Below are 24,536 nucleotides of genomic sequence, written 5' to 3'. Positions count from 1 at the left end.
TACTAACACATGTGTAAATTCAAGTTCTTTCATAAATTTCTATTAGTTTTTCTTGTTACAAGTATTGTAGGTTGTAGCAGTGATGATAATACAACTTCTACACCTCCTGTAAATCCAGATGACGGTTTTCAGGGAACCGTAGAATGGGTTAAAACTTTTGGAGGAAGTGGAGAAGATGATGCTTTATCCATTATAGAGTCTGAAGATGGGAGTTATGTTGTTTTTGGATACACACAAAGTATTGATGGTGATATAACCGATAAAGATGCCACCGATAGTGATTTTTGGGTTTTAAAACTTTCTACGGAAGGAACTATTCTCTGGAGTAAAACCTATGGTGGTACTGGAGATGATCGTGGACAAAGAATTATTAAAACCATAGATGGTGGTTATGCTTTAGTTGGCTATAGTAGAAGTACTGATGGTGATGTAAGTGAAAATGCAGGACTACAAGACTATTGGATTGTAAAAATTGATGCTTCCGGAAATTTAGAATGGGAAAAATCTTTTGGGTTTCCTGGTATTGATCGTGCATTTTCTGTTGTACAAACTACTGATAATGGGTATTTCCTCACCGGTTTTCTGGATGTTACAGCTAGTAATGGTGAGGGAAATGATAATAAAACATTTTTTGAAAAACATGGAGTTGGAGAATTCTGGGGAATTAAATTAGATGCTTCAGGAAACAAAGAATGGAGACGTTATTTTGGAGGAACAAATAATGATAGAAGCTATGACACAGTACAGACCGAAGATGGAGGTTTTTTAATGATAGGGTCTTCGGAAAGTGATGATTTTGATATTAGTGCTCCTAATGGCAGCTATGATTTTTGGGTCGTTAAAATTAACGCAGAAGGAACTAAAGTCTGGGAAAAATCTTTTGGAGGTTCTGAAATTGATGTTGGATACGCAATTGCAACATCTGGTGATGGAAAATATATTATTGTAGGGGATTCTAGAAGTTCTGATGGTGATATTTCTAACGCTAAAGGAAACGCCGATCTATGGATGATTCAAATTGATGATAATGGGAATTTAATCTGGGAAAAATCATTAGGAGGAACAGAGTTCGATACGGCAAGAGGAATTTATGCTACACAAGAAGGTGGTTTTATTATCACCGGCAATTCCAGAAGTAATAACGGAGATGTTGATGAAAATCAGGGTCAAAGTGATATCTGGAATATTCTAATTGATAGTACTGGAGATGTCATATGGAAATCTACCATTGGTGGATCTTTAGCAGAATTTGCAGTAGGATGTACAGAAACGCAAGATAAAAAGATTTTGATAGTTGGTAGTACTGAAAGCAATGATATAGACGTTCCGAATAATCAAGGAAATAAGGATATTATAATAATAAAATATAAATAATAAATAAGGCTTTGAATTCGTTATTAAAGAAATTTATGTTTTTTAAAAAACAGTGAAAATTTATTTTGTTACTCACAACAGTAATTTTGTAAAGTATACCTCAAATTACGAAATGAAAAATTAATGAACTTCTTTAAAACCTCAACCGTCTTTATTATACTAATCAATTTGATAAGTTGCAGCAAAGATAATAACAACACAAATGAACCTGTAATTACCCCAGATAGTGAATTTCAGGGTGAGATAGAATGGAGCAAAACTTTTGGTGGAAGCAATGAAGACAGTGCAGTATCTGTAGTAGAAACACTAGATGGAGGATATGCAATTGCTGGGTTTACGCAAAGTCTCGATGGCGATATCATTGATAAAACAGCAACAGATAGTGATTATTGGTTGCTTAAATTAAACCAGAATGGCGATCTATTATGGAGCAAAACTTATGGTGGTACCAATGAGGATAGCGCAACAAAACTAATACAAGCCACAGATGGTGGGTTTGTAATAGTTGGGTATAGTAGAAGTAATGATGAGGATGTAAGTACCAATGCGGGACTTCAGGATTTATGGATGATCAAAACAAATGTAACAGGAGAAATTTCTTGGGAAAAAAGTTTTGGTTTTGGTGGTATTGATCAAGCTTTTTCTGTCATACAAACTGCAGATAATGGTTATTTTATTACTGGCTTTATTGAGGCAGCAGATATTAATGATCGTGGGAAGGCTAACAAAAATGTTACCACATTGCACGGTGGTAGTTCTTTTTGGGGAATCAAACTGGATGCTGAAGGAAATCAGGAATGGAATCATTATTTTGGAGGAACTGGTAATGATAGGGGTTACGATGTAATACAAACAGAAGATGAAGGTTATATTATGATTGGTTCATCTGAGAGTATAGATGTAAATATCACCAATAACAATGGTAGTTACGATTTTTGGATTATAAAAATTAATTCTGAAGGAGCCCTAGTATGGGAAAAATCTTTTGGAGGCTCGCAAATTGATACTAGCTATACAATAGAAGCTACAGGCGATGGAAAATATATTATTGTAGGGGATACTAGAAGTAATGATGGCTACATAACTGATGCCAAGGGAGTTGCGGACTTATGGGTCATACAAATTGATACCACAGGTAATCTTATATGGCAAAAATCTATTGGTGGAACAGAATTTGACACCGGTAGAGGAATTCATAGAATGGATGATGGGAATTTTATACTCACAGGAAACACTAGAAGTACTGACCAAGATGTTTCAGACAATAAAGGTCAGGCTGACCTCTGGAATATAATAATTAATGCCAATGGTGATATATTATGGAACGAAACAACAGGTGGAAGTGCGAATGATATTGGTTTTAGTTGTATCCAAACTTCGGATAAAAAAATAGTAGTAGTTGGGAACTCAGAAAGTAATGATTTTGACATCCCAAATAATAAAGGATCTAAAGACCTCTTAATTATAAAATATAAATAATAAAAACAAAAAAAATGAAAAAACTCACGCTAATAATGCTCACTCTAATAACTATATTATCTTGTAAAGACGATGATCCAAATGTAATAGATATCGACAATACTCCTAAGTTTGGTGCTTTAGATATAGATTTCATTAATAAAGTTGGTTCTGAACTTTTAGTACTAAATACAGAATCTTACGATAACCAGAGTAATGAAAATTATACCGTTTCTGAACTAAAATATATCATTAGTAATATTGTTTTGATAAAAGAAAACGGAGATGAGTTTATATATCCAGTTGCAGATAGTTATTTCTTAATTAATGAAGAGGTATCATCGAGCAAGCAAATTTCGCTTAGCAATATTGATACTGGTGAATATACTAAAATCAAATTCGGTGTTGGAGTTGATCAATCTAATTATCCTCTAAACGGGGTCGCTAATTTTATTCCAACAGCAGAAGAACAAGGAATGTTGTGGTCTTGGTCCGCAGGTTACAAGTTTGTTAAGTTTGAAGGTTCCTTTACTCCTCAAGGAGGAACTGCTAGTGATTTTTTGTTACACATAGGAAGTCATGGAGAAGTTTTGGATAATTATAAAGAAATTACATTAGATATATCTAATACTATTACCATTGAAGATCAGGTTACTTCTAACTTATCAATTGATACAGATGTTTCTAAAATTTTTGACAGTACAAATACTCATTCTCTTCAGCAAAAAAGTGATGTTCAAGTAGATCCTATAAATGCACCTATTTTAGCAGAAAATATAAGCACAATGTTTACTATAAACAGTTCTAATTAAATGATAAAAAAAATAGGTTACATAGTCTTAATTCTTCTTGGAGTCGCATGTGGTTCTGATAAAGAAGACTATGTACCTATTAATCAAAATCCGGAGCTGGAATTTACAATTCCGTCCAACTTCCCAGAACCAACGTATAATGTAACTCTTAATCCTCCTACAGAAAAAGGATTCGAATTAGGTAAAAAACTATTTTATGATGGTCGCTTATCTTCTGATGGTGTTATATCCTGTGGATTCTGTCATATTCAAGATTTTGCTTTTACACATCATACACATATCGTAAGTCATGGAGTAAATGGGGCCCTTGGCACACGCAATGCACAACCATTGCACAACCTCGCATTTATGAAAGAATTTACTTGGGATGGTGCTGCCATACATTTAGATCTACAACCTATTATTCCTATTACCGCAGAAGTAGAAATGAATGAGTCTTTTTCAGGTATTATTAAAAAACTCGAAGAACAACCCGAATATGTAACGCTGTTTGCCGAGGCATTTGAAGATCAAAAAATCAACTCTGAAAATTTACTCAAAGCGTTATCACAATTTATGATTATGATGATTTCATCAAACTCTAAATACGATAAAATTGAGAGAAACGAAGGGTCTGTTTTTACTGATGATGAAGCTGCTGGTTTTGAATTATTCACCTCTAAATGTGCTTCTTGCCATTCTGGAACACTATCGACAGATCAATCATATCGTAATAACGGATTACCAGTGGATCCAGAATATAATGATATAGGCCGAAACCGTGTTACTGGTCTTGCTTCTGATCTACATAAGTTTAAGGTGCCTACGTTAAGAAATATCGAATTAACCTTTCCTTACATGCACGATGGTAGGTTAAAAACATTAAATGATGTACTAGATCATTATAGTGACGGTATGGTTGACTCAGAAACAATAGATCCTATTTTTAAAAATACTGATGGAACAATTATAGGAATTCCTATGACTGCAGAAGAAAAAAATCAAATTATCTCCTTTTTAAAAACATTAACGGATGATAATTTTGTAAACGATAATCGTTTTTCTGAATTCTAAAAAAAGCTGTGGACAAATAGTATTTATTCACAGCTTTCTTTTTATATCTTAATTTTAATATTCTAACCCTATCTAATTTGGATAAAGAGACTTAGTTCCATTGGAAATAATATTGCTTCCTACTCCGCTTACAGAAACCTCAAAATTGTCTTCGTTAAATTTTAATGAAGCGATTGGTGTACAAAGACCTAAGGCATATTGACCTCTACCATAACTCCCTGTTTCTTTTAACACTCTACTTTCTGATTTAGCAGATCCAATATTCATATGTCCATAATCAGTAATATCAGTATTACTGACTGTACCATTAGTATGATACACTGTAATTTCATAATAAATAGTTCCTCTTCTAGAACCCCAAAGCCAATTTCCATACCAGCTTCTTTTGTATGAATTCCACCTAACGCCAGCTTTTTCATTAGCATTATTCTTAAGTTCCATTTCAGGTTCAGGATTCATCATAATAAGACCTATCATAAGATTATCCCAAGTAATACCTTCATCATTATAAAATGCTATTGTTTTGAAAGTTTCTCCTTTATAGTTCCAAGTCAATTCAATTGCTTTATCTCCTACTTTAATTTGATCTGATGCATATTCTTTTAAAAGATCAGTTCCTTCCTGCGTTTTACTAGGAAGCAACTTGTTTAAATTCCCAACAACAACTGTTTCGGGATCCATAATATTACCATAAGCTACAGTCGAAGAAGATTTTGATATTGCTTCAAAAGTCATATTTAAACTTTTCGCATTAGGAACTTTTCCTATGATGGTATAATCAACAATTTGTAATACATCACTCATGTATTTTTCCAAATTATCTTTTGTTGTTTCTAGCTGATTTAGAACTTCTTGAGGAATTTCTTTATCAGAAATAGCTTCTAGTCCATATTCAGATTCCACCAGTGCATCCGGTTCTTGATACACCTCTGTTGTTTCATCTTTTGTACAAGAAAATACAAACATTAAAACCAATGCAATCTGCATCATTTTAACGATAGCTTTGTTTACGGTTTTCATAAAAATTGTTTTAAGAGTTAGTGAACAATATAGTTCTTAGGTTTCTCGATTTGCGCAAAATCAATTTTGTGTTTAAATACCTTCGTATTCAAAATAGACACACTATCAAAGTTATAGAAGTTAATTACTACAGAGTTCTAAATATTAGTAAATGGTTTAAAATATTTAGTAGATGGTTCATAAAGAATGATAGCTCGTTATTTATGTAAATGAATAGTAACCTTAGTTCCCGGTTCTAATATGTTTTCTTTTTCAAAATCCTCTATAAACAATCTGTTTTTAGGGTGTATCGCAAGAATTCTTTCCCTTGTGACCTTTGATCCAAACGAGCTGTTATCCGAAGTGTTTTTTAATTCTGACGCGTTTTTTCTTCCAATGCCATTATCTAAAATTACTATTTCCACACTTTCCTTGTCAGGTTGTTTAATTTCAATTTGTAATAGTTTTTCTGTTTTTTTGGATTGTAGACCATGCCAAATAGCATTTTCAACAAACGGTTGTAAACAAAGCGGAGGAATCTTTATTTTAGAGAGATCTGTTGTTTTTTCTATACAAAAGGAAAAATCACTTTTAATTCTTAGTCTTTCCAATTCGACATAACTTCTAACAACTTCTATCTCCTGTGATAATGGAATTGTTCTTTCGGTAGAATTTTTTAATACTTTTCTAATTAGCTTAGAAAATTTAGTTAAATAATCTGACGCTTTCTCGATATCATTTCTAAGAATATAATTGTTTATTGAATTAAGAACATTGAAGATAAAATGTGGGTTCATCTGTGCTTTAAGCGCTATTATTTTAAGTTCAGAAGCTTCTAACGAACTCCTCATTAGTCTCAATTGAGTTTCTTTTTTATCATCGGAGATCTTCTTAATCTTATTGCCAATTGCCAAAGCAAAAATCAAAACTTCTAGAATTGCTCCTATTTCCATAAAAATTATAGAATCAAATGATTCATTATACCCAGCATAAGAAAAGTAGAGGCTTATGTTCGCCATAATCACGTAAATACAAGACCCTGCAATAAGTAATTTGACTTGTGAAGCTTCAATTTTATATACTTTAAAATAGCTTACAAAAGCAAAAACCGTCATTAAAACCAGAACCAGAGCAACAAATACAAAAAGTTCTTTTGATGATACTAAAACGTCTAATATTCCTATCAAGAAAATACAACCTATAAAAACCCATCTTGTAACGTTTAAAATGTAATCCCATTTAGGAATATATTTTTTAGTTTCTAACAATTCTCGCATGAATGAGATGTAAAAAGAATATGCCAAAAACTGTACTCCATAGAATATAATTGGCTTTCTATAAGAAAAAAACAATTCGTAAAAAACAATGGATCCGTAATATGAAAAATAAAAAAGAAGGCAAATTACATAAAGACTATAAAAAAGAAATATTTTGTTTTTGCTTCTAAAGTATATCAATAAAGGATATAAAGAAATCACAAATAATACTCCTTGTAACCATATGTTGAAGTTTTGAAAATCCAAACAAAAAAAGGTTTAGTGCATCTTTATTAGAAATTCATTTTTTCGATTTCTACTAATACTAGCATGCTGACCATTACTCATAATTATAATACCTCCTTGATTCTTTCTGTATTCCTGTACATGACGTAGATTAATACAATAAGAATTATGTACCCTAAAAAAGCAACTTTCTGGCAATACCTCTGTAACCTCTTTTAAGGTTTTTGATAAAAACAACTTACGATCATCAATTAAAAATACCTTAGTATAATTTCCTTCTGCTTTTAACATTATAATCTCATCTTTTTTTAAAAAATGAATTACTCCATTTACACAAAGTTTTACTATAGTTGATTGAGAAGGGTTATTAATATGCTGACAAAGTTTTTTATAGATGCGCATTAGATCATCCTTATCAATAGGTTTCAATAAATAATCAAACACAGAAAATTGTATCGCTTTTAAAGCATAATTCTCAAAAGCTGATGTAATCACAACAAAGAAGTCTCTTTGGTGTAATGCCTCTAAAATATCAAAGCCAGTAAGATTTGGCATCTTTATATCTATAAAAACACAATCAAGATTTGTGTTTTCTATGATTTTTATAGCCTCTAAAGGATTAGAAATTGTCTCAACAATTTCAATATACGGACAATATCGACAAATTTTCCATTCTAATGATTGGATAGCATCTTCCTCGTCATCGATTAAAATTGACTTAATTGAATTCATTTCAAAAAAATTTACGATTCCAAAAAAAGCAATTCCTCTCTATTGATTTCCTTAGTTCAAGGAACGTTAAAATTGTTATTACACGTCATAAAAAAATGTTATTATAATATTATAGTTTTGTGAAAAAGTATTAATCACAGTTAGAAAATCAAATCTCATTTTTGATTTAAATCAATATTAAATTTTACAAATAAATACTAAACACACGCATAAGTATATTGATTATAGATTATACCTATTCCAATATATGTTAGATAAATGTTAGGTTATGTAAATAAAACCTACTTATGTAGTATATTTGCATTCAATTTAGAATTAATCTATCTATAAAATATGATTAAGGTATCAGACACAGCTAAAAAGAAAGTCGTAGAATTGATGAGTGATGACGGTTATGACGCTTCTTCAGACTACGTCCGTGTAGGTGTTAAAAGTGGAGGTTGTTCCGGTTTATCATATGACTTAAAATTTGATAAAACTCAAGAAGAAGGAGATAAAGTTTTTGAAGACAACGGTGTAAAAATAATTGTTGATAAAAAAAGCTTTTTATACCTTATTGGTACTACCCTAGAATATTCCGGAGGTCTTAACGGAACCGGTTTCGTTTTTAATAACCCAAACGCAAACAGAACTTGCGGTTGCGGAGAAAGTTTTTCCCTTTAAAAATTTAAAAAAAGATCTTAAGCTACCCCTTAAGACTTAGCAAGATGGCATATACTGAAGACGACTTAAAAAAAGAATTAGAAACCAAAGAATATGAGTACGGATTTTATACCGATATAGAATCTGAAACATTTCCTGTTGGTCTAAATGAAGATATTGTTCGTGCGATTTCAAAGAAAAAAAATGAACCTCAATGGATGACTGACTGGAGACTTGAGGCATTTAAAGTGTGGGAACAAATGGAAGAGCCTGAATGGGCAAACGTAAATTACGAAAAACCTAATTTTCAAGATATTTCTTATTACTCGGCACCTAATAAAAAGCCAAAATATGACAGTCTTGATGAAGTAGATCCAGAATTACTGGATACATTCAAAAGATTAGGTATCTCTTTAGATGAACAAAAGAAATTAGCAGGTGTGGCAGTAGACATTGTTATGGATTCTGTTTCTGTAGCCACCACTTTTAAAGATACTCTTGCAGAAAAAGGCATTATATTTTGTTCTATTTCTGAAGCAATACAAGAACATCCAGAACTAGTACGTAAACATATCGGATCTGTTGTTCCTCAAAAAGATAATTTTTATGCTGCTTTAAACTCTGCAGTTTTTAGCGATGGATCTTTTTGTTATATCCCGAAAGGTGTGAGATGTCCAATGGAACTATCTACCTATTTTAGGATTAATCAAGCAGGAACAGGTCAATTCGAGCGTACTTTAGTAATAGCTGACCAAGGTAGCTATGTAAGTTATTTAGAAGGTTGTACTGCTCCTTCACGGGATGAAAATCAACTACACGCTGCAGTTGTAGAATTAATCGCATTGGATGATGCAGAAATCAAATATTCTACAGTGCAAAACTGGTATCCTGGTAATGCAGAAGGAAAAGGTGGTGTTTACAATTTCGTTACTAAACGAGGGATTTGCGAAACAAATGCTAAAATTTCTTGGACTCAAGTAGAAACTGGTTCAGCTGTAACTTGGAAATATCCATCCTGTATTCTTAAAGGAGATCATTCTGTTGGTGAATTTTATTCTATTGCTGTAACTAATAACTTTCAGCAAGCAGATACAGGAACCAAGATGATCCACTTAGGAAAGAACACTAAAAGTACCATCATATCAAAAGGAATTTCTGCTGGAAAATCCCAAAATAGTTATCGAGGATTGGTACAAATTAATAGTAGAGCAACCAATGCTCGAAACTTTTCTCAATGCGATTCTTTACTAATGGGCAATGAATGTGGAGCTCATACGTTTCCATATATTGAAGCAAAGAATAAAACTGCTCAAATAGAACACGAAGCAACTACAAGTAAGATTGGAGAAGATCAAATATTTTACTGTAATCAAAGAGGTATTGATACAGAAAAAGCAATTGCTCTAATCGTTAACGGTTTCAGTAAAGAAGTATTAAATAAACTTCCTATGGAATTTGCGGTAGAAGCTCAAAAACTTCTAGAAATTTCTCTTGAAGGTTCTGTTGGATAAAGCGTATAACTAACTAATTCACACAAATGAAAAAATCATTTCTCCTTGTCATCGTAAGCTTATTAATTTTTTCGTGTAAAAACGAAAAATCTCAATCATCAGATTCCGAAACCACTTTAATACGTGGAGAGTTTATATTGATTGATAATGCAGGTGTTATAAAAGGTAAAAATTTTATTTATGGTGTAATCATTGACGATTTAGCTAATGAATTAAACGAAAAAATAAAGCCTTTACAAAGAGAAGAATATGATATGGTTCCTGTGGTAATTAAAGGAGTCGTGAAGAAAAACACAGAAGATGGCTGGCCAGAAGTTGTGGAAATAAAAGAAATTGTTGGTGTTAGTGAACCAACTTCAGAATTGCCTACTAAAATAAAGTCTTCGGATTCGACATTACAGCCTGATGCATCAGGACATGAAGGTCATAATCATTAAAAAAATTATTTAAAAGAAACAAAAATACAAGATGTTAGAAATTAAGGATTTACACGCTAGCGTTGAAGATAAAGAGATTTTAAAAGGTCTTAACCTAAATGTAAAAGCAGGAGAAGTACACGCAATAATGGGTCCTAATGGTGCTGGTAAAAGTACATTAGCAAGTATTGTTGCAGGAAAAGAAGAATATGAAGTAACAGAAGGTAATATTCTTTTAGATGGTGAAGATATAGAAGAGTTAGCTGCAGAAGAAAGAGCCCATAAAGGTGTATTTCTTTCATTTCAATACCCTGTAGAAATTCCTGGAGTTACGGTTACTAACTTTATGAAAACTGCAATTAACGAGACTAGAAAAGCACAAGGGTTAGAAGAAATGCCCGCAAAGGATATGTTAAAGAAAATTCGAGAAAAATCTGAACTATTAGATATTGATCGTAAATTTTTATCTCGTTCGCTTAACCAAGGTTTCTCTGGTGGAGAGAAAAAACGTAATGAGATATTCCAAATGGCAATGATGGAGCCTAAACTTGCTATTTTGGATGAAACAGATTCTGGTTTAGATATTGATGCATTACGAATTGTAGCTAATGGAGTAAATAAATTAAAAAGTAAGGACAATGCTGTTATTGTCATTACCCACTACCAAAGACTATTAGATTATATTGTACCAGATTATGTACACGTTTTATATGATGGTAAAATTGTAAAATCTGGAACTAAAGAACTTGCTTTAGAATTAGAAGAAAAAGGGTACGATTGGATTAAAGAAGAGATAAACGCATAATTATGGAGCTGAAAGAAAAATTAGTATCTTCTTTTCTTGCTTTTGAAAACACGGTAGATGTAGATGCGCCTATTCATGATATCAGAAGCCAAGCTATAAAGGTATTTGAAGAAAAAGGCTTCCCTACGAAAAAAGAAGAAGCTTGGAAATATACTTCACTAAATTCTATACTGAAACACGATTACAGTATTTTCCCTAAAGAAGAAAATGCACTAGAATTTAAAGATGTAAAAAAATACTTTCTTTATGATTTAGATACATATAAAATAGTATTTATTGATGGTAAATATTCTTCTCACTTATCAGAGACTACACACGATAAGATTGATGTATGTTTAATGTCATCTGCTCTAAATCATGATAAGTATAAACCGATAGTCGACAACTATTTTAATAAAGTTGCACCAAAAGATGGTTTAACTTCATTGAACACTGCTTTTTCTAAAGAAGGAGCTTATATATATATTCCTAAAAATAAGCTTGCAGATAAGCCCATACAAATAATTCATTTTTCTACAGGAAAAGAATCAACTCAACTTTTACAACCTCGTAATCTAATCGTTGTAGAAGAAAATTCACATGTACAGATTATTGAACGCCACCAAAGTTTAACACCTAATCCTGTACTTACAAATTCTGTAACAGAAATCTTTGTAGACAAAAGAGCTATTGTTGATTATTACAAAATACAAAACGATAATGAATCTGCTTCTTTAATAGATAACACATTTATAAAGCAGCAAGCACAAAGTATTGCTTCTGTGCATACATTTGCTTTTGGAGGTAATATTACTAGAAATAATCTAAATTTCTATCAATACGGAGAAGGTATTGACTCTATACTTAATGGAGTTACAATTATTGAAGGCAAACAACATGTAGATCACAATACATTAGTGCATCATACAGAGCCTAATTGTGAAAGTCATCAGGATTATAAAGGTATTTTTGACGAAAAAGCTACTGGTGTTTTTAATGGTAAAATCATTGTAAACAAAGAAGCACAGAAAACGAATGCTTTTCAATCTAATAATAATATCTTATTAAGTGATAAAGCAACGATTAACTCTAAACCTCAGCTAGAGATTTTTGCGGATGACGTAAAATGTTCTCACGGCTGTACTATTGGTCAGTTAGATGATCAAGCTCTATTTTATATGAGATCTAGAGGAATTGGAGAGAAAGAAGCAAGAGCGCTACTTATGTATGCGTTTGCTAACAATGTTTTAGAAAGTGTAAAAATACCTCAACTAAAACAACGAATCAATAAACTAATAGCTAACAAGCTTGGAGTTGACATTGGTTTCGATTTGTAACAATAAAGAATTATAAAATTTACTAAACCTCTTCATATATTTGTTGAGGTTTTTTTATTTCACGGCTTCGGTAATTTCCTTTATAAACCTATTAAAATCCATACCTGCATCTCCAACCAATCCAAAACGAACAATTACTAGGTCTTTAGAAGGAATTATAAATACTCGTTGCCCCTGAAATCCATTGGCAGAATACATGTCTTTTGGAGCATCTGGATAAAAACCTCCAGCATTCAACCAAAAATGGCCTCCATAATCACCTTCGGAAGTTGCAGTTGGAGTGGTAACATAATCAACCCATTCAGGATTAAAAATTTGTTCCCCATTCCAGTTCCCTCTATGAAGATATAACAAACCAAATTTTGCCCAATCTCTAACTGTCGCCCACGCATAGGAAGAACCCACATAATTACCCGCCATATCAGTTTCTATAAGCATAGAATGCATACCTATTTTATCAATAAATTCGCGGTACGGAAAATCAAGATACTCTTGGTAACTATCAAAGTGTCCTCTTAAAACCCCAGACAACAAATTAGAAACACCTGATGAATAATACCAATATTCATTCGGTTTATGAATTGCTTCTTTATAAATCTGAGGCTTAGTCATATCCTTATCAAGATACAACATGGTAGTTGCGTCAGAAATCGATCCATAATCTTCATCCCACTCCAATCCACAATTCATTTGTAATAGGTTACTAATTGTAATTTCTTTTCGTTCATCATCTTCCCATTCCTTGATTGGAGCTTTATCATTAATATCTATTTTACCTTGTTTTTGTAATATTCCATAATTAGTAGCTAAAATACTTTTAGTCATTGACCATCCTAATAAAACGGAATTCTCATCCAATCCATCTGCATACTTCTCTGCTATTATCTGATCTTTATGTATTACCAAAACAGCTCTAGTCTTTTGTATGCTTTCTCCTTCTTTATCAAAAACAGATGAAACCATATTCGCTATCTTTTGATAATCAACGGCACTAAAAACAGTGTCCTTTTGAGGTAAATCTCCATAAGGAAATGGTAAATTCGTTTTAATCTTGCTTCTATTAGGGATTAAATAGGAAGCGTTCTCATCAAAATCATCATCAATCACTACACTTCCTAATCCTTCTCTATAAATAGCCTTTCGTTCATTAAGCCCAAAAACCGAAGCCACTGCCGATTTTTTAGTCATATTCACCTGATCATCTGCTAAATTAACAGGAGCAAAATTATTATCATTGATATCTGTAAACTCCACACTACGATTCCCTATAAAAACAGAAGAAGCCATATTCTTAGCAGAGTATCCAGAAAGTATTGTAAGTTTTGGGTAATTCCAAAATATAGCAACAACTAATAGTCCAACTATTACTATAAATCCATATCCTAAAATCTTTTTAAATCGCTTCATTGTGTAAAGTGTTAAATCCTTTTAAAAATAAACAATATCACTTAGAAATAGTTCCTATTTTTGCAGAAAGAAATTGATATGCTAGATGTACATAAGATACGTGAAGATTTTCCTATCCTGAAAAGAGAAGTAAACGGAAAACCCTTAGTATATTTTGATAATGCAGCCACATCACAAACTCCTCAAATTGTGATTGATGCTATTGTAGATTATTACAGTAATTACAATGCAAATATTCATCGTGGCGTACATACATTATCACAAGAAGCCACGGATGCATATGAGATTGCTCGTAAAAAAGTACAAAACCATTTTAACGCTGCACATCCTCATGAAATCATTCTAACATCTGGAACAACGCACAGTATTAATATTGTAGCTACTGGATTTACTAATCTACTTACTAAAGGAGATGAAATTATTGTTTCTGCTCTGGAGCATCACTCGAATATCGTTCCCTGGCAAATGCTTTGTGAAAGAACAGGAGCTGTTCTAAAAGTGATTCCAATGAATCAAGAAGGCGAATTGTTAATGGATGTTTACGATCAATTACTTTCTAACAAAACAAAACTTGTATTTACCAATCATATTTCTAACGCTTTAGGAACTATTAATCCTATAGAAGAAATCATAGAAAAAGCACATAAAGTAGGCGCAGCAGTATTAATAGATGGTGCGCAATCTTGCCCGCATATCAAGCCCGATGTTCAGGATCTTGATGTAGATTTTTATGTAGCTTCTGCTCATAAACTTTGTGGACCTACAGGCGTTGGATTGTTATACGGAAAAGAAGAATGGCTCACTAAATTACCTCCTTACCAAGGTGGAGGAGAAATGATTGATCAAGTTACATTTAAAAAAACTACCTATGCGGGTCTTCCTCATAAATTCGAAGCCGGAACACCAAATATTTGTGGTGGTATAGCTTTTGGCGTTGCTTTAGACTATATGAACAATATCGGTTTTGATAATATTGCCGAATATGAAAATGAATTATTAGCTTACGGAACTCAGAAACTTCTAGAAATAGAAGGGCTAAAAATTTATGGAACTTCTAAAAACAAAACATCCGTTATTTCCTTTAATATAGATGATATTCATCCATATGATATTGGATCCATTGTGGATAAACTAGGGGTAGCCGTTCGTACAGGTCATCATTGTGCACAACCTATCATGGATTTTTACAAAATACCAGGAACCATTCGAGCTTCTTTCTCTTTTTATAATACCAAAGAAGAAATTGATATTCTGGTAGCAGCAGTGAAAAAAGCAAAAATGATGTTGTCTTAAAAATTGACTTATTAAGTTAATACTATCTTATCATTAACCGAAAGTGTTGAATAGCAAGGATTCTTGTTGTATTTTTGTAAAAAATTGTAAGTATATGTCAATACAAAAACTTCAGGAAGAGATTGTTGATGAGTTTAGTATGTTTGATGATTGGATGCAACGCTATGAGTATATGATAGATCTAGGCAAATCGCTTCCATTGATTGAAGAAAAATATAAAATTGATGAAAACATCATAAAAGGCTGTCAGAGTAAGGTTTGGGTTCATGCAGAAATGAATGATGAAAAAATCGAATTTACTGCAGATAGCGATGCCATTATCACCAAAGGTATTATCGCAATTCTTATTAGAGTATTTTCTGGTCAGCACCCTAAAGATATTATAGAAGCCGATACTGCATTTATTGATGAAATTGGTTTAAAAGAGCATTTATCACCAACTAGAGCAAACGGATTGGTGAGCATGATCAAACAATTAAAAATGTATGCTATCGCATACCAAACACAACTAAATTAATTCGTCTTTTACCGTCAGGTTTAGCCTGTCGAAATCGACTAAAGATATACTATGAGTGATACTAATATAGATACTACAGAGCTTGGAGAAAAAATTGTAAGAGTACTTAAAACAATTTATGACCCAGAAATTCCTGTTGATATATACGAATTAGGATTAATATATGATGTTTTCGTAAATGAAGACTATGATGTTAAGATTCTTATGACATTAACCTCTCCTAACTGCCCAGTTGCAGAATCACTTCCTGAGGAAGTAAAAGAAAAAGTAAAATCATTAGACGCTGTTAATGATGTAGAACTAGAACTAACATTCGAACCTACTTGGACGCAAGATTTAATGAGTGAAGAAGCAAAATTAGAACTAGGCATGCTTTAAAAACAAATAACTTTTAACCCATGGCAGAAGAAATTATCAATAGAGTCGCTAACAACACTAAACTAATCACAATTGATTTGGAAGACTATTATCCAGAAGGTGATCGTTTCTTGTTTGATATAAAAGATTGGCTTTTTGAAGGTTTTATTCTCAAAGAAAAAGATTTTAGAGAAAGCGTATCTAATCATGATTGGAGTCAATATCAGAATAAATATGTTGCCTTACATTGTTCCACTGACGCCATCATTCCAGGTTGGGCTTATTTACTATTAACAACTAGGTTAATTCCATTTGCAAAAAAAGTCGTTGTTGGCTCATTAGAGAATCTAGAGACTATCCTTTTTACTCATATTATTAATGAACTTGATGTTTCAGAATATCAAGACAAATTACTAATCATTAAAGGTTGTTCTAATAAACCGGTTCCTGAGAGCGCATACATTGAACTTATTCAAAAATTACAACCAGTTGCCAAAAGTATCATGTATGGGGAAGCCTGTTCATCTGTACCCCTTTTTAAACGAAAATAATTCATTTCGTCGCTAAAATTGGTTGTTCATCGAAAATTATATATCCAATTGTATTGAATTAAATCGAAAAACGTTACTTCACTTATATTTGCCAACGCAAAATTTTGCATAAACCTTGAACTTGTTTTACAAAAGTTAATTCATAAATTTAGAATACTTTTGTTATATAACAATCTACTTAAAACTATTAATCATGAAAAAAATCGTATTCACATTTATCTTTCTATTAGCAGGTATCCAAATTGGTCTTGCACAAACAGAAGAAGAATTGAAAACAACATTATCAGCTAAAAAAGATTCTATTGCCGCTATCCAGGGAAGAGCTAATGCTATCCAAGCACAAATAGATGCTTTACCAGGATGGAAAATCGGAGCTTTTGGTACCATCGGAGGAAGCCTTTCTGGATTTAATAACTGGTTCTCGCAAGGAATTCCTAATAATGATGCAGGTACTATTGGTGTTACCGTAAATGCATACGCTAACTTATTACAAGATAAATATTTCTGGAGAAATAGCGCTAACGTTAATCTTGCTTGGGTAAAATTAGATGATAGAGATGATCCAACTGACGATGATAGCTTTAGAGAATCAACCGATGTATTTAATATTTCTTCTTTATTTGGATATAAATTAACAGAAACTCTTGCAGTTTCTACTTTAGGAGAATACAGAACTACAGTTTTAAATAATTTTAATGACCCTGGATATTTAGATCTTGGTGTCGGTATCACTTGGACTCCTATTAGTAATTTAATTGTTGTTGTACATCCTTTAAACTATAACTTTGTGTTTAGTAAAGGTGCAGCAGAATATGAGTCTTCTCTTGGTGCAAAAATAGTTGCTGATTATACTCGTAAGATAGGAGCAATTAATTTTAAAACTAACCTATCCGCTTTCTTAAGTTATGAAGATGGAGATTACTCTAACTGGACTTGGACCAATTCTTTTTCTTATACTTTATGGAAATCTATTGGTGTAGGATTTGATTTTGGTCTTAGAGGAAACAAACAAGAAGCATTTAATTATGCTTTAGGACAAGCAGCTTTAGCTGTTCCTCCTCCAACTGTTACTCCTACTTTAGAAAATACTGATAACGAATTACAATCTTTCTGGAATCTTGGATTGAGTTACTCTTTCTAGAGTAAATAAAAATATATTCACAAAAAAGGATCATCTATTACTAGATGATCCTTTTTTTATTCCCGTTATTTTATAAACTCCATATGAAACTCATATTGATCTTCATCATAAATTTTAAAACCATTTCGTTCATATAAAAATTTAGCTGGATTTTCTTTTAATACTTTTAACCGTACATTTTTATTTGCATCTCTAGACAATTGTATAATATAACTGAGTAAATAATTTCCAATTCCTTTTCCTTGATATTTCGGTAGTATTTGAAACTGAAGAATTTCTATACTATTATTTGTTTCGATATATTTAAGCACACCTACTCTTGCTTCATTTAGACATATTACATGTGAACTATCAAAATGAAATTTCACTCTAGATACATGTCCATCTTCTGATAAAAACACTCCTGCTTTTTCTAAATGTTCAATCATTGTTTGCTTTCTTAATTGCAACAAAAAAGCAATATCTACGTCTTTAGCTTTGATAAGTTTTATGTTCATCTTAGTAGATTACTATAATTTTTTAAATAAATATACTAATCTAAATAAATAATAGTTTTTTAATCATAACAATCACCATTACGAAATACGTTTTTTAATTCAAATTATTCATATTTGAATAAGCTATATGCATAAAGTATATTTGTGCCCATTTATATGTATACCATGCGAAGGATTGTTTTATTTATTTTTTTGTTTGTTTCTCTTTCCAATATCAGTGGACAAGAGAAGAAAGAAATAAAACAACTGGATTCTATCCAAGTTCGTTTGACCAGGTCGTTAGACAGTTTACTCCAAAACACTACTAAAGAACTTAATATTATTGTTTTAAACAATCTCTTAAAAAAATTAAACCCTAAGCCTGTCAAAAAACCACATGTGGGATGGAAATCATTTGGTAAATTTTCATTTTTCTTTAATCAATCTGCCTTTAATTTTGATTGGCAAGGAGGTGGAACTTCTAATATTGCAGGTAATACTGCTCTAAATTATGAATTCAATTACAAAAAAAACAGCCTTACTTGGGACAACAAAATTTTAGCGGATTATGGTCTTACATTTCTAAAAGGAGAAAATTTTGCTCGAAAAACGAATGATAGAATAGAACTAAACTCACGATTAGGGCAAAGAATTGGAGAGACCAACTGGAACTATTCTTTATTTATTAATTTTAGATCTCAATTTGCAAAAGGATATAGTTTTACCAAAGATCCTGATACTGACGAAACCATACGTACTGAAGAAACTCATTTCTTTTCTCCAGCTTTTATACAGATTGGTCCTGGATTACTTTGGAAAAAGAGTGATGATTTTAACTTTAATATTGCTCCTGTTACTTCTCGTATGATTTTTGTAGATGATCAATTTACAACTACTCCTGATTACGTAGATGGTGATTATTTTGGAGTAGATGCAGGCAAAAGTTCCCGATTTGAATTTGGTGGGTCCTTGGCTGCTTACGCTAAATTTAAGGTCATTAAAAATGTAACTGTAGAAAACATTCTTAATCTGTATTCTAATTACATCGAAGACCCTTATAATGTAGATATTGATTATACACTAAACTTAAACTTAGTAGTCAACAAATACATATCTGGGAGCTTCGCTTTTCAAGCAATATACGATGATAATGCTACAAGCGGATTCCAGATACGCGAAGTGATTGGATTAGGGCTTAATTATGAGTTTTAATTAACTAATGCTACTCCTCCACAAATTCAGGATACAAAAAGTTATTATAAGGAAAACGAGTTACATGTATATCTCTCACCTCTTTATATACTCTTTTTCTAAAAGTATCTATGTTCTCTTTATTAATTGCAGATATAAACAAAGCGTTATCTCCTATCCTACTCATCCAGGTTTGTTTCCATTCATCTAACGTATAGTGAATTTCTGTTTTTTCTGTAGTTAAGTCATCTTCATCAATGGTTTCGTGTTCATAAGCATCAATCTTATTAAAAACCATAATTACTGGTTTATCAACACTATCAATTTCTTCTAAAATCCTGCTTACAGAATCTATATGATCCTCGAATTGAGGATGTGATATATCTACCACGTGAAGCAACAAATCAGCTTCTCTAACCTCATCTAATGTACTTTTGAAGCTTTCCACCAATTGGGTCGGTAATTTTCTGATAAAACCTACTGTATCACTTAATAAAAATGGAAGATTGCCAATAACAACCTTTCTTACTGTAGTGTCTAGGGTTGCAAAAAGTTTATTCTCTGCAAAAACATCACTTTTGGCAATCACGTTCATCAAGGTAGACTTACCCACATTGGTATACCCAACTAAAGCTACCCTAACCATCTTACCACGATTACCGCGTTGCGTAGCCATTTGTTTATCAATTGTAAGTAGCTTTTTCTTTAATAAAGAAATACGATCTCTTACAATCCTTCTATCTGTTTCTATCTCAGTTTCACCAGGTCCTCGCATTCCAATACCTCCTCGCTGGCGCTCTAAGTGTGTCCATAAACCCGTTAATCTAGGTAATAGATATTGATACTGAGCAAGTTCTACTTGAGTTCTGGCATAACTAGTTTGCGCACGTTGAGCAAAAATATCAAGAATCAAATTAGTACGATCTATGATTTTTGCCTTTAAAATTCGTTCTATATTACGTTGCTGAGCTGGTGTAAGCTCATCATCAAAAACTACGGTCCCTATATCATGCTGTTCTACATATGCCAATACCTCTTCCATCTTACCAGAACCTATAAAGGTTTTAGAATTGGGTATATCCATTTTTTGGGTAAAACGTTTTACCACCTCACCACCTGCTGTATATGTTAGAAATTCTAATTCATCCAAAAACTCAGTTAACTTATCTTCATTCTGATTTTTGGTGATTATTCCTATTAAAATTGCTTTTTCGTATACTGTTTTTTCCTTTTCTATCATCCGCGCCTATTTATCTAGCGATATTCTTCTATTCTTTATTTCTATAATTAATATACAAAGGTACAATATTGTATGCATTTGAATTTGTACATTAGGCGTTTACAATAAATTTTTAATTGCATGTCTTCAAAGCTTTATTTTAAAAAGAAATATACAAATCTACATACAATTGCTTTTTACAACTTAGAAAACTTATTTGACACGAAAGATGATCCTAATACGTTGGATAATGATTTTTTACCAGACTCAGAAAAGAAATGGAATAAAAAAAGATATCAAAAAAAGTTGTTCAAACTAGGAACTGCTATTTCTAATATTGGATTTCCAAAAACTGGAAAAGCTCCGGTTATTTTAGGTGTTGCAGAAGTCGAAAATAAAGCCGTTTTAGAAGATCTTGCAAGAACTAAACACCTAATCAATAAAAACTATGGTGTAATCCATTACGAGTCTCCTGATGAACGAGGAATCGATGTTGGACTTCTATACCAAAAAGAAATTTTTACAGTTACTTATTCCGAAAGTATTCAAGTCTTGGTGAATAATGAATTCGGTGAAAGAGATTTTACCCGTGATATTCTATGGGTAACGGGAACTTTGCATACCGAAAAAATTCACATATTGGTTAATCATTGGCCTTCTAGAAGAGATGGAGCAGAACTTACCTCTTATAAGCGTATAGCTGCAGCTGATAAAAATCGAGAAATAATAAATCAAATTACAGCAGAAGATCCCGAAGCAAAAATTATCGTTATGGGTGATTTTAATGACGACCCTGATAGTGAAAGTGTAAAAAAACATCTAGTATTACAGGATCTTTATAATCCAATGGAGCGTCTACACACAAGACATCGTGGTACCTTAACTTATAAACGTCAATGGAATTTATTTGATCAAATCATTTTTAGTAATAACTTCCATAGGTATGAAGAAAATACTCATAGCTTTTCTGAAGCCAATATTTTTGATGATAGTTTTCTAAAAATCTATAAAGGGAGATATAAAGGAAATCCATATAGAACCTACGCGGGAAGAAAATATAAAGGAGGTTATAGCGATCACTTTCCTGTATATATATGCCTAAAACATAATACGTAATTCCCACAACAAAAAAACCCATAAATACCTTTATACCATAACGTGAAATCACCTTATGGTAAAGGGTTATATAACCCTTTTTTTAATGGGAACTAACCCTTAACCAAACCGCAACCAACTGTTTTTCAGTAAATTAATTTGCGAAAAATTCCGCTAAATTAATTTTTGTTTTTGTCAGTCATTACCCCCGACATACTTTTGACTCAGGATTTATAATTCTAATCTCACTAATTACGATAAACTAAATTATAAAGATCAACCATCTATTGGATTAGAAACACCAAAGGCGCCAAGAATAGTTTCTAAAAAAAATAATTTATTAATCCTATACAGTGAAGAAAAAGGATTTATTGTATCCAAAAAACTAAACAAATCAATTTAATTATTCTTAAAAACCAAACAAATGAAGAAATTATTTTATGCATTACCAATCATAGGGTTATTATTTTTTATTTCCTGCGATAGAGATGAGTCAAATGAAATCATGGAAGAATCAGCTTTAGAAACCGAATTTTCTTTAAATAGCGTTTATGATTTTCATAAAGATGTTACTGTGACATCAGAAGAGGGTAGTACAGGAATTATAAGAATTCATGCGAATAATGAAACAGCATTAATCAACTATTCTAGTATAAACCTTAGTCTAATGGAAATCAATGCTAATGAAACTTTAAAACAAAGTTTAGTTCGTCATAATAAAATGGATCTAACTCAGCCAGATGTGGATAAAGAAACTGATGATCAAAAAAATGTCTCTTATGAAGAATCCGGTAATGATATTGCTTTTGAGTTAATACAACTTACTAGAGCGAATCCAACCTCGAAATACGCAATTAACTTTAATCATCCACAAACCAACACTTCAAAAGCTAGCTGGCAATATTATACCCACTATAGCTCTGTTGGAGAGTCACAGATTGCAGAAATTGCAAGACATTCTGTTTGGAGAAGAGTTTATTATGGTCTTAAATACAAAGCTTACAGCGGAAGTAGTTGGGCTACGATTCAAAATGAGTGGAAAAAAATAAACAACAATCAGAGTTTTTCACATACAAAGAATCCTTGTTACCAATTTAGAATGCGAGTAAAAACAAAAAAGAATAGCGCTTACTCGGTTACTTTCGACTATTAATAATATACTCTAAAACCAATAAAAAAAGCTCTCTAAAGAATTTTTTAGAGAGCTTTTGCTATTATAAAATACAGAAGTTCTTAGTTTCCTGAAATCTCTATATTATCAATATGATATCTAGTAGTTGGTCCTGGATCTGCACCTGCGTAACGGAACGCTATTCTTACATTACCCTCAACACAAGAAATATTAATTGGTCCTACTCCTTCAAAACTTCCAAATGTTCCACTTGGTCCTGTTGGAATAGAAGCATCTAATTGTGACCATTCTGTAGTTGTTACATCACCTGTAAAGTTATCTGTAATAAAAGCAGTAAGGATATTTCCATTGTCAAAATTAGCCTGAATATCAAAAGATAATTCTTCTGCTGTAGAAGCAGTTAAATCGATTTCTGGTGTTACTAACCAAACCTCAAATGGATTTTCTCCAGAACTAAACCCAGTAATCTGTGCATATTGATTACCACTAAAGCTTCCTACTACATAATCTAAAGTTCCACCTGTAGTATTTACATTTAACCATCCAGAATTTTCTAGATCACTAATACTTACTCCTGTAAAATCTTCAGTAAAAATTACATTTGCTCCTCCACTAGTTCCAGTACATTCTAATACGTCAGGATCACATCGGTTTTCATTGTCAAACACTAATCCTGTAGGATCATTCAACACTAAGTTAAAAGTATCTCCGAAGAAATTTTTAGTTAAAACACCTTCAAAACTTCCTTGTTGAGTTGGTAAGGTTAATGATTTAAAATCAGCAAAAGTACTTGTGCTTAAAACTGCTGTAGCTCCATTATCACAACTTTCTATATTTCTCTCTCCATCAAAATCATCACTTGGTTCTCCTGCAAACGTAAGAGGGTCATCTCCTAAAACATCATTTCTATTAAACTGTAAATTATTAATCTTAACATATAGGTTAGTAAGATCATCAGAAAAATCTTCGAAAGTAATCTCTAAAGGGGTAATTTCAGCCATCTCTGCTGATCTTAAAATTACATCTTCCTGAGAAAAAGAAGGTATTTGATCTACCTCATCACTAGAAAGTACTCCAAGAGTTGCTACTCCATTTTCTGTACCTATTGATAAACCTTCTAAGTCAATATATACTTTACGACCAAACTCATAACTTGTAAATAAAGGGTTTACATCTATTAATACTCTTAACCCTGCTGTTGGAGTAGTTGGTGAATTCTGAATAACTAACTCTTCAAAAAAGTTACCCGCTTTATCACTTGATACTACATATCCTTCTAAATACTGATTTTCGACTTCAAAGGTAACTTTGGCTTCTGGCCCATCATCATTTTGCGCTTGTGCTAAATCTCCTAAAATACCACCTATTTGCACAAATGTACTATTTGCAGGAAATGTTGGTTCCTCTATGACCAATCCCGGAGTATTAAAATCATCATCTTGTACACAAGCAGTAAACGTAACCGCCAAAACCAAAATGCTTATTAGTTTCTTTAAATTATTTGAATTCATTTTATAATATTTTTTTGTTGTGTTCA

The 24,536-nt window shown here is 32.2% G+C and carries 24 protein-coding genes; 17 read left to right on the top strand and 7 right to left on the bottom strand.

What is annotated here, in order from left to right; genetic code table 11:
- Positions 1–9 precede the first annotated feature (9 nt).
- From J8L88_RS01470 to J8L88_RS01455, 4 genes are all read left to right on the top strand, one after another.
- A complete protein-coding gene (locus J8L88_RS01470; protein ID WP_211059762.1) occupies positions 10–1,374 on the top strand; it encodes a hypothetical protein in 1,365 nt (454 codons plus the stop codon).
- A 123-nt stretch (positions 1,375–1,497) separates the two neighbouring features.
- Positions 1,498–2,853 (top strand): hypothetical protein, encoded by a 1,356-nt coding sequence (locus J8L88_RS01465; protein WP_211059761.1) that lies wholly within the window; start codon positions 1,498–1,500, stop codon positions 2,851–2,853.
- A 14-nt stretch (positions 2,854–2,867) separates the two neighbouring features.
- Entirely contained in the window at positions 2,868–3,644 is a 777-nt protein-coding gene (locus J8L88_RS01460) for an MbnP family protein (protein WP_118388287.1), read from the top strand.
- Between the two features lie 3 nt (positions 3,645–3,647).
- Positions 3,648–4,697 (top strand): cytochrome-c peroxidase, encoded by a 1,050-nt coding sequence (locus J8L88_RS01455; RefSeq protein ID WP_027394545.1) that lies wholly within the window; start codon positions 3,648–3,650, stop codon positions 4,695–4,697.
- 72 nt (positions 4,698–4,769) lie between these two features.
- On the opposite strand, the gene J8L88_RS01450 is transcribed toward J8L88_RS01455, so the two are convergent.
- The 3 genes from J8L88_RS01450 to J8L88_RS01440 form a co-directional block, all read right to left on the bottom strand.
- Positions 4,770–5,717 carry a hypothetical protein gene (locus tag J8L88_RS01450; protein WP_211059760.1) on the bottom strand — a complete coding sequence of 316 codons (948 nt, stop codon included), beginning with the start codon at positions 5,715–5,717 and terminating at the stop codon, positions 4,770–4,772.
- 197 nt (positions 5,718–5,914) lie between these two features.
- Positions 5,915–7,219 (bottom strand): sensor histidine kinase, encoded by a 1,305-nt coding sequence (locus J8L88_RS01445; protein ID WP_035086075.1) that lies wholly within the window; start codon positions 7,217–7,219, stop codon positions 5,915–5,917.
- Positions 7,220–7,231: 12 nt separating this feature from the next.
- A complete protein-coding gene (locus J8L88_RS01440) occupies positions 7,232–7,930 on the bottom strand; it encodes a LytTR family DNA-binding domain-containing protein (RefSeq protein WP_211059759.1) in 699 nt (232 codons plus the stop codon).
- Between the two features lie 333 nt (positions 7,931–8,263).
- On the opposite strand from J8L88_RS01440, the gene J8L88_RS01435 reads away from it, so the two are divergent.
- From J8L88_RS01435 to sufD, 5 genes are read left to right on the top strand one after another with little or no spacing between them, the layout of a single operon-like run.
- Positions 8,264–8,593 (top strand): iron-sulfur cluster assembly accessory protein, encoded by a 330-nt coding sequence (locus tag J8L88_RS01435; protein ID WP_027394541.1) that lies wholly within the window; start codon positions 8,264–8,266, stop codon positions 8,591–8,593.
- 44 nt (positions 8,594–8,637) lie between these two features.
- Positions 8,638–10,083, top strand: coding sequence for a Fe-S cluster assembly protein SufB (gene sufB / locus J8L88_RS01430; RefSeq protein ID WP_027394540.1), 1,446 nt, complete (start codon positions 8,638–8,640; stop codon positions 10,081–10,083).
- A 26-nt stretch (positions 10,084–10,109) separates the two neighbouring features.
- Positions 10,110–10,520 carry a hypothetical protein gene (locus J8L88_RS01425; RefSeq protein ID WP_211059758.1) on the top strand — a complete coding sequence of 137 codons (411 nt, stop codon included), beginning with the start codon at positions 10,110–10,112 and terminating at the stop codon, positions 10,518–10,520.
- 31 nt (positions 10,521–10,551) lie between these two features.
- Complete coding sequence (gene sufC / locus J8L88_RS01420) at positions 10,552–11,304, top strand: Fe-S cluster assembly ATPase SufC (protein ID WP_027394539.1); 753 nt, start codon at positions 10,552–10,554, stop codon at positions 11,302–11,304.
- Positions 11,305–11,306: 2 nt separating this feature from the next.
- Complete coding sequence (gene sufD / locus J8L88_RS01415) at positions 11,307–12,620, top strand: Fe-S cluster assembly protein SufD (RefSeq protein ID WP_027394538.1); 1,314 nt, start codon at positions 11,307–11,309, stop codon at positions 12,618–12,620.
- 54 nt (positions 12,621–12,674) lie between these two features.
- Here the strand turns inward: sufD and J8L88_RS01410 are convergent, their stop codons facing one another.
- A complete protein-coding gene (locus tag J8L88_RS01410; RefSeq protein WP_211059757.1) occupies positions 12,675–14,027 on the bottom strand; it encodes a serine hydrolase in 1,353 nt (450 codons plus the stop codon).
- A gap of 78 nt (positions 14,028–14,105) precedes the next feature.
- Here J8L88_RS01410 and J8L88_RS01405 point away from each other — a divergent pair, with 78 nt between their 5' ends.
- From J8L88_RS01405 to J8L88_RS01385, 5 genes are all read left to right on the top strand, one after another.
- Entirely contained in the window at positions 14,106–15,320 is a 1,215-nt protein-coding gene (locus J8L88_RS01405) for an aminotransferase class V-fold PLP-dependent enzyme (RefSeq protein ID WP_118390045.1), read from the top strand.
- A gap of 94 nt (positions 15,321–15,414) precedes the next feature.
- The gene (locus J8L88_RS01400; protein WP_027394535.1) at positions 15,415–15,837 is read left to right on the top strand and encodes a SufE family protein; all 423 of its coding nucleotides are present in this window, start codon (positions 15,415–15,417) and stop codon (positions 15,835–15,837) included.
- 51 nt (positions 15,838–15,888) lie between these two features.
- Positions 15,889–16,215, top strand: coding sequence for a DUF59 domain-containing protein (locus J8L88_RS01395; RefSeq protein ID WP_027394534.1), 327 nt, complete (start codon positions 15,889–15,891; stop codon positions 16,213–16,215).
- A 20-nt stretch (positions 16,216–16,235) separates the two neighbouring features.
- Positions 16,236–16,745, top strand: coding sequence for a DUF2480 family protein (locus tag J8L88_RS01390; RefSeq protein ID WP_027394533.1), 510 nt, complete (start codon positions 16,236–16,238; stop codon positions 16,743–16,745).
- 193 nt (positions 16,746–16,938) lie between these two features.
- Positions 16,939–17,886, top strand: coding sequence for a DUF3078 domain-containing protein (locus J8L88_RS01385; RefSeq protein ID WP_027394532.1), 948 nt, complete (start codon positions 16,939–16,941; stop codon positions 17,884–17,886).
- A gap of 65 nt (positions 17,887–17,951) precedes the next feature.
- Here the strand turns inward: J8L88_RS01385 and J8L88_RS01380 are convergent, their stop codons facing one another.
- Complete coding sequence (locus J8L88_RS01380; RefSeq protein ID WP_118388301.1) at positions 17,952–18,383, bottom strand: GNAT family N-acetyltransferase; 432 nt, start codon at positions 18,381–18,383, stop codon at positions 17,952–17,954.
- 165 nt (positions 18,384–18,548) lie between these two features.
- On the opposite strand from J8L88_RS01380, the gene J8L88_RS01375 reads away from it, so the two are divergent.
- Complete coding sequence (locus J8L88_RS01375) at positions 18,549–19,574, top strand: DUF3078 domain-containing protein (protein WP_081415685.1); 1,026 nt, start codon at positions 18,549–18,551, stop codon at positions 19,572–19,574.
- A 10-nt stretch (positions 19,575–19,584) separates the two neighbouring features.
- Here J8L88_RS01375 and hflX read toward each other — a convergent pair whose 3' ends face one another.
- Entirely contained in the window at positions 19,585–20,793 is a 1,209-nt protein-coding gene (gene hflX, locus J8L88_RS01370; protein WP_027394530.1) for a GTPase HflX, read from the bottom strand.
- Positions 20,794–20,913: 120 nt separating this feature from the next.
- On the opposite strand from hflX, the gene J8L88_RS01365 reads away from it, so the two are divergent.
- The gene (locus J8L88_RS01365; RefSeq protein ID WP_211059756.1) at positions 20,914–21,888 is read left to right on the top strand and encodes an endonuclease; all 975 of its coding nucleotides are present in this window, start codon (positions 20,914–20,916) and stop codon (positions 21,886–21,888) included.
- Between the two features lie 403 nt (positions 21,889–22,291).
- A complete protein-coding gene (locus tag J8L88_RS01360) occupies positions 22,292–23,020 on the top strand; it encodes a hypothetical protein (protein ID WP_118388305.1) in 729 nt (242 codons plus the stop codon).
- Positions 23,021–23,100: 80 nt separating this feature from the next.
- On the opposite strand, the gene J8L88_RS01355 is transcribed toward J8L88_RS01360, so the two are convergent.
- Complete coding sequence (locus tag J8L88_RS01355; protein ID WP_118388307.1) at positions 23,101–24,510, bottom strand: DUF5689 domain-containing protein; 1,410 nt, start codon at positions 24,508–24,510, stop codon at positions 23,101–23,103.
- Between the last annotated feature and the right edge of the window lie 26 nt (positions 24,511–24,536).

The organism is Aquimarina sp. MMG015 (assembly GCF_018100855.1).
Taxonomy (GTDB): Bacteria; Bacteroidota; Bacteroidia; order Flavobacteriales; family Flavobacteriaceae; genus Aquimarina; species Aquimarina latercula.
This window is presented reverse-complemented; position numbering and strand designations above follow the sequence as displayed.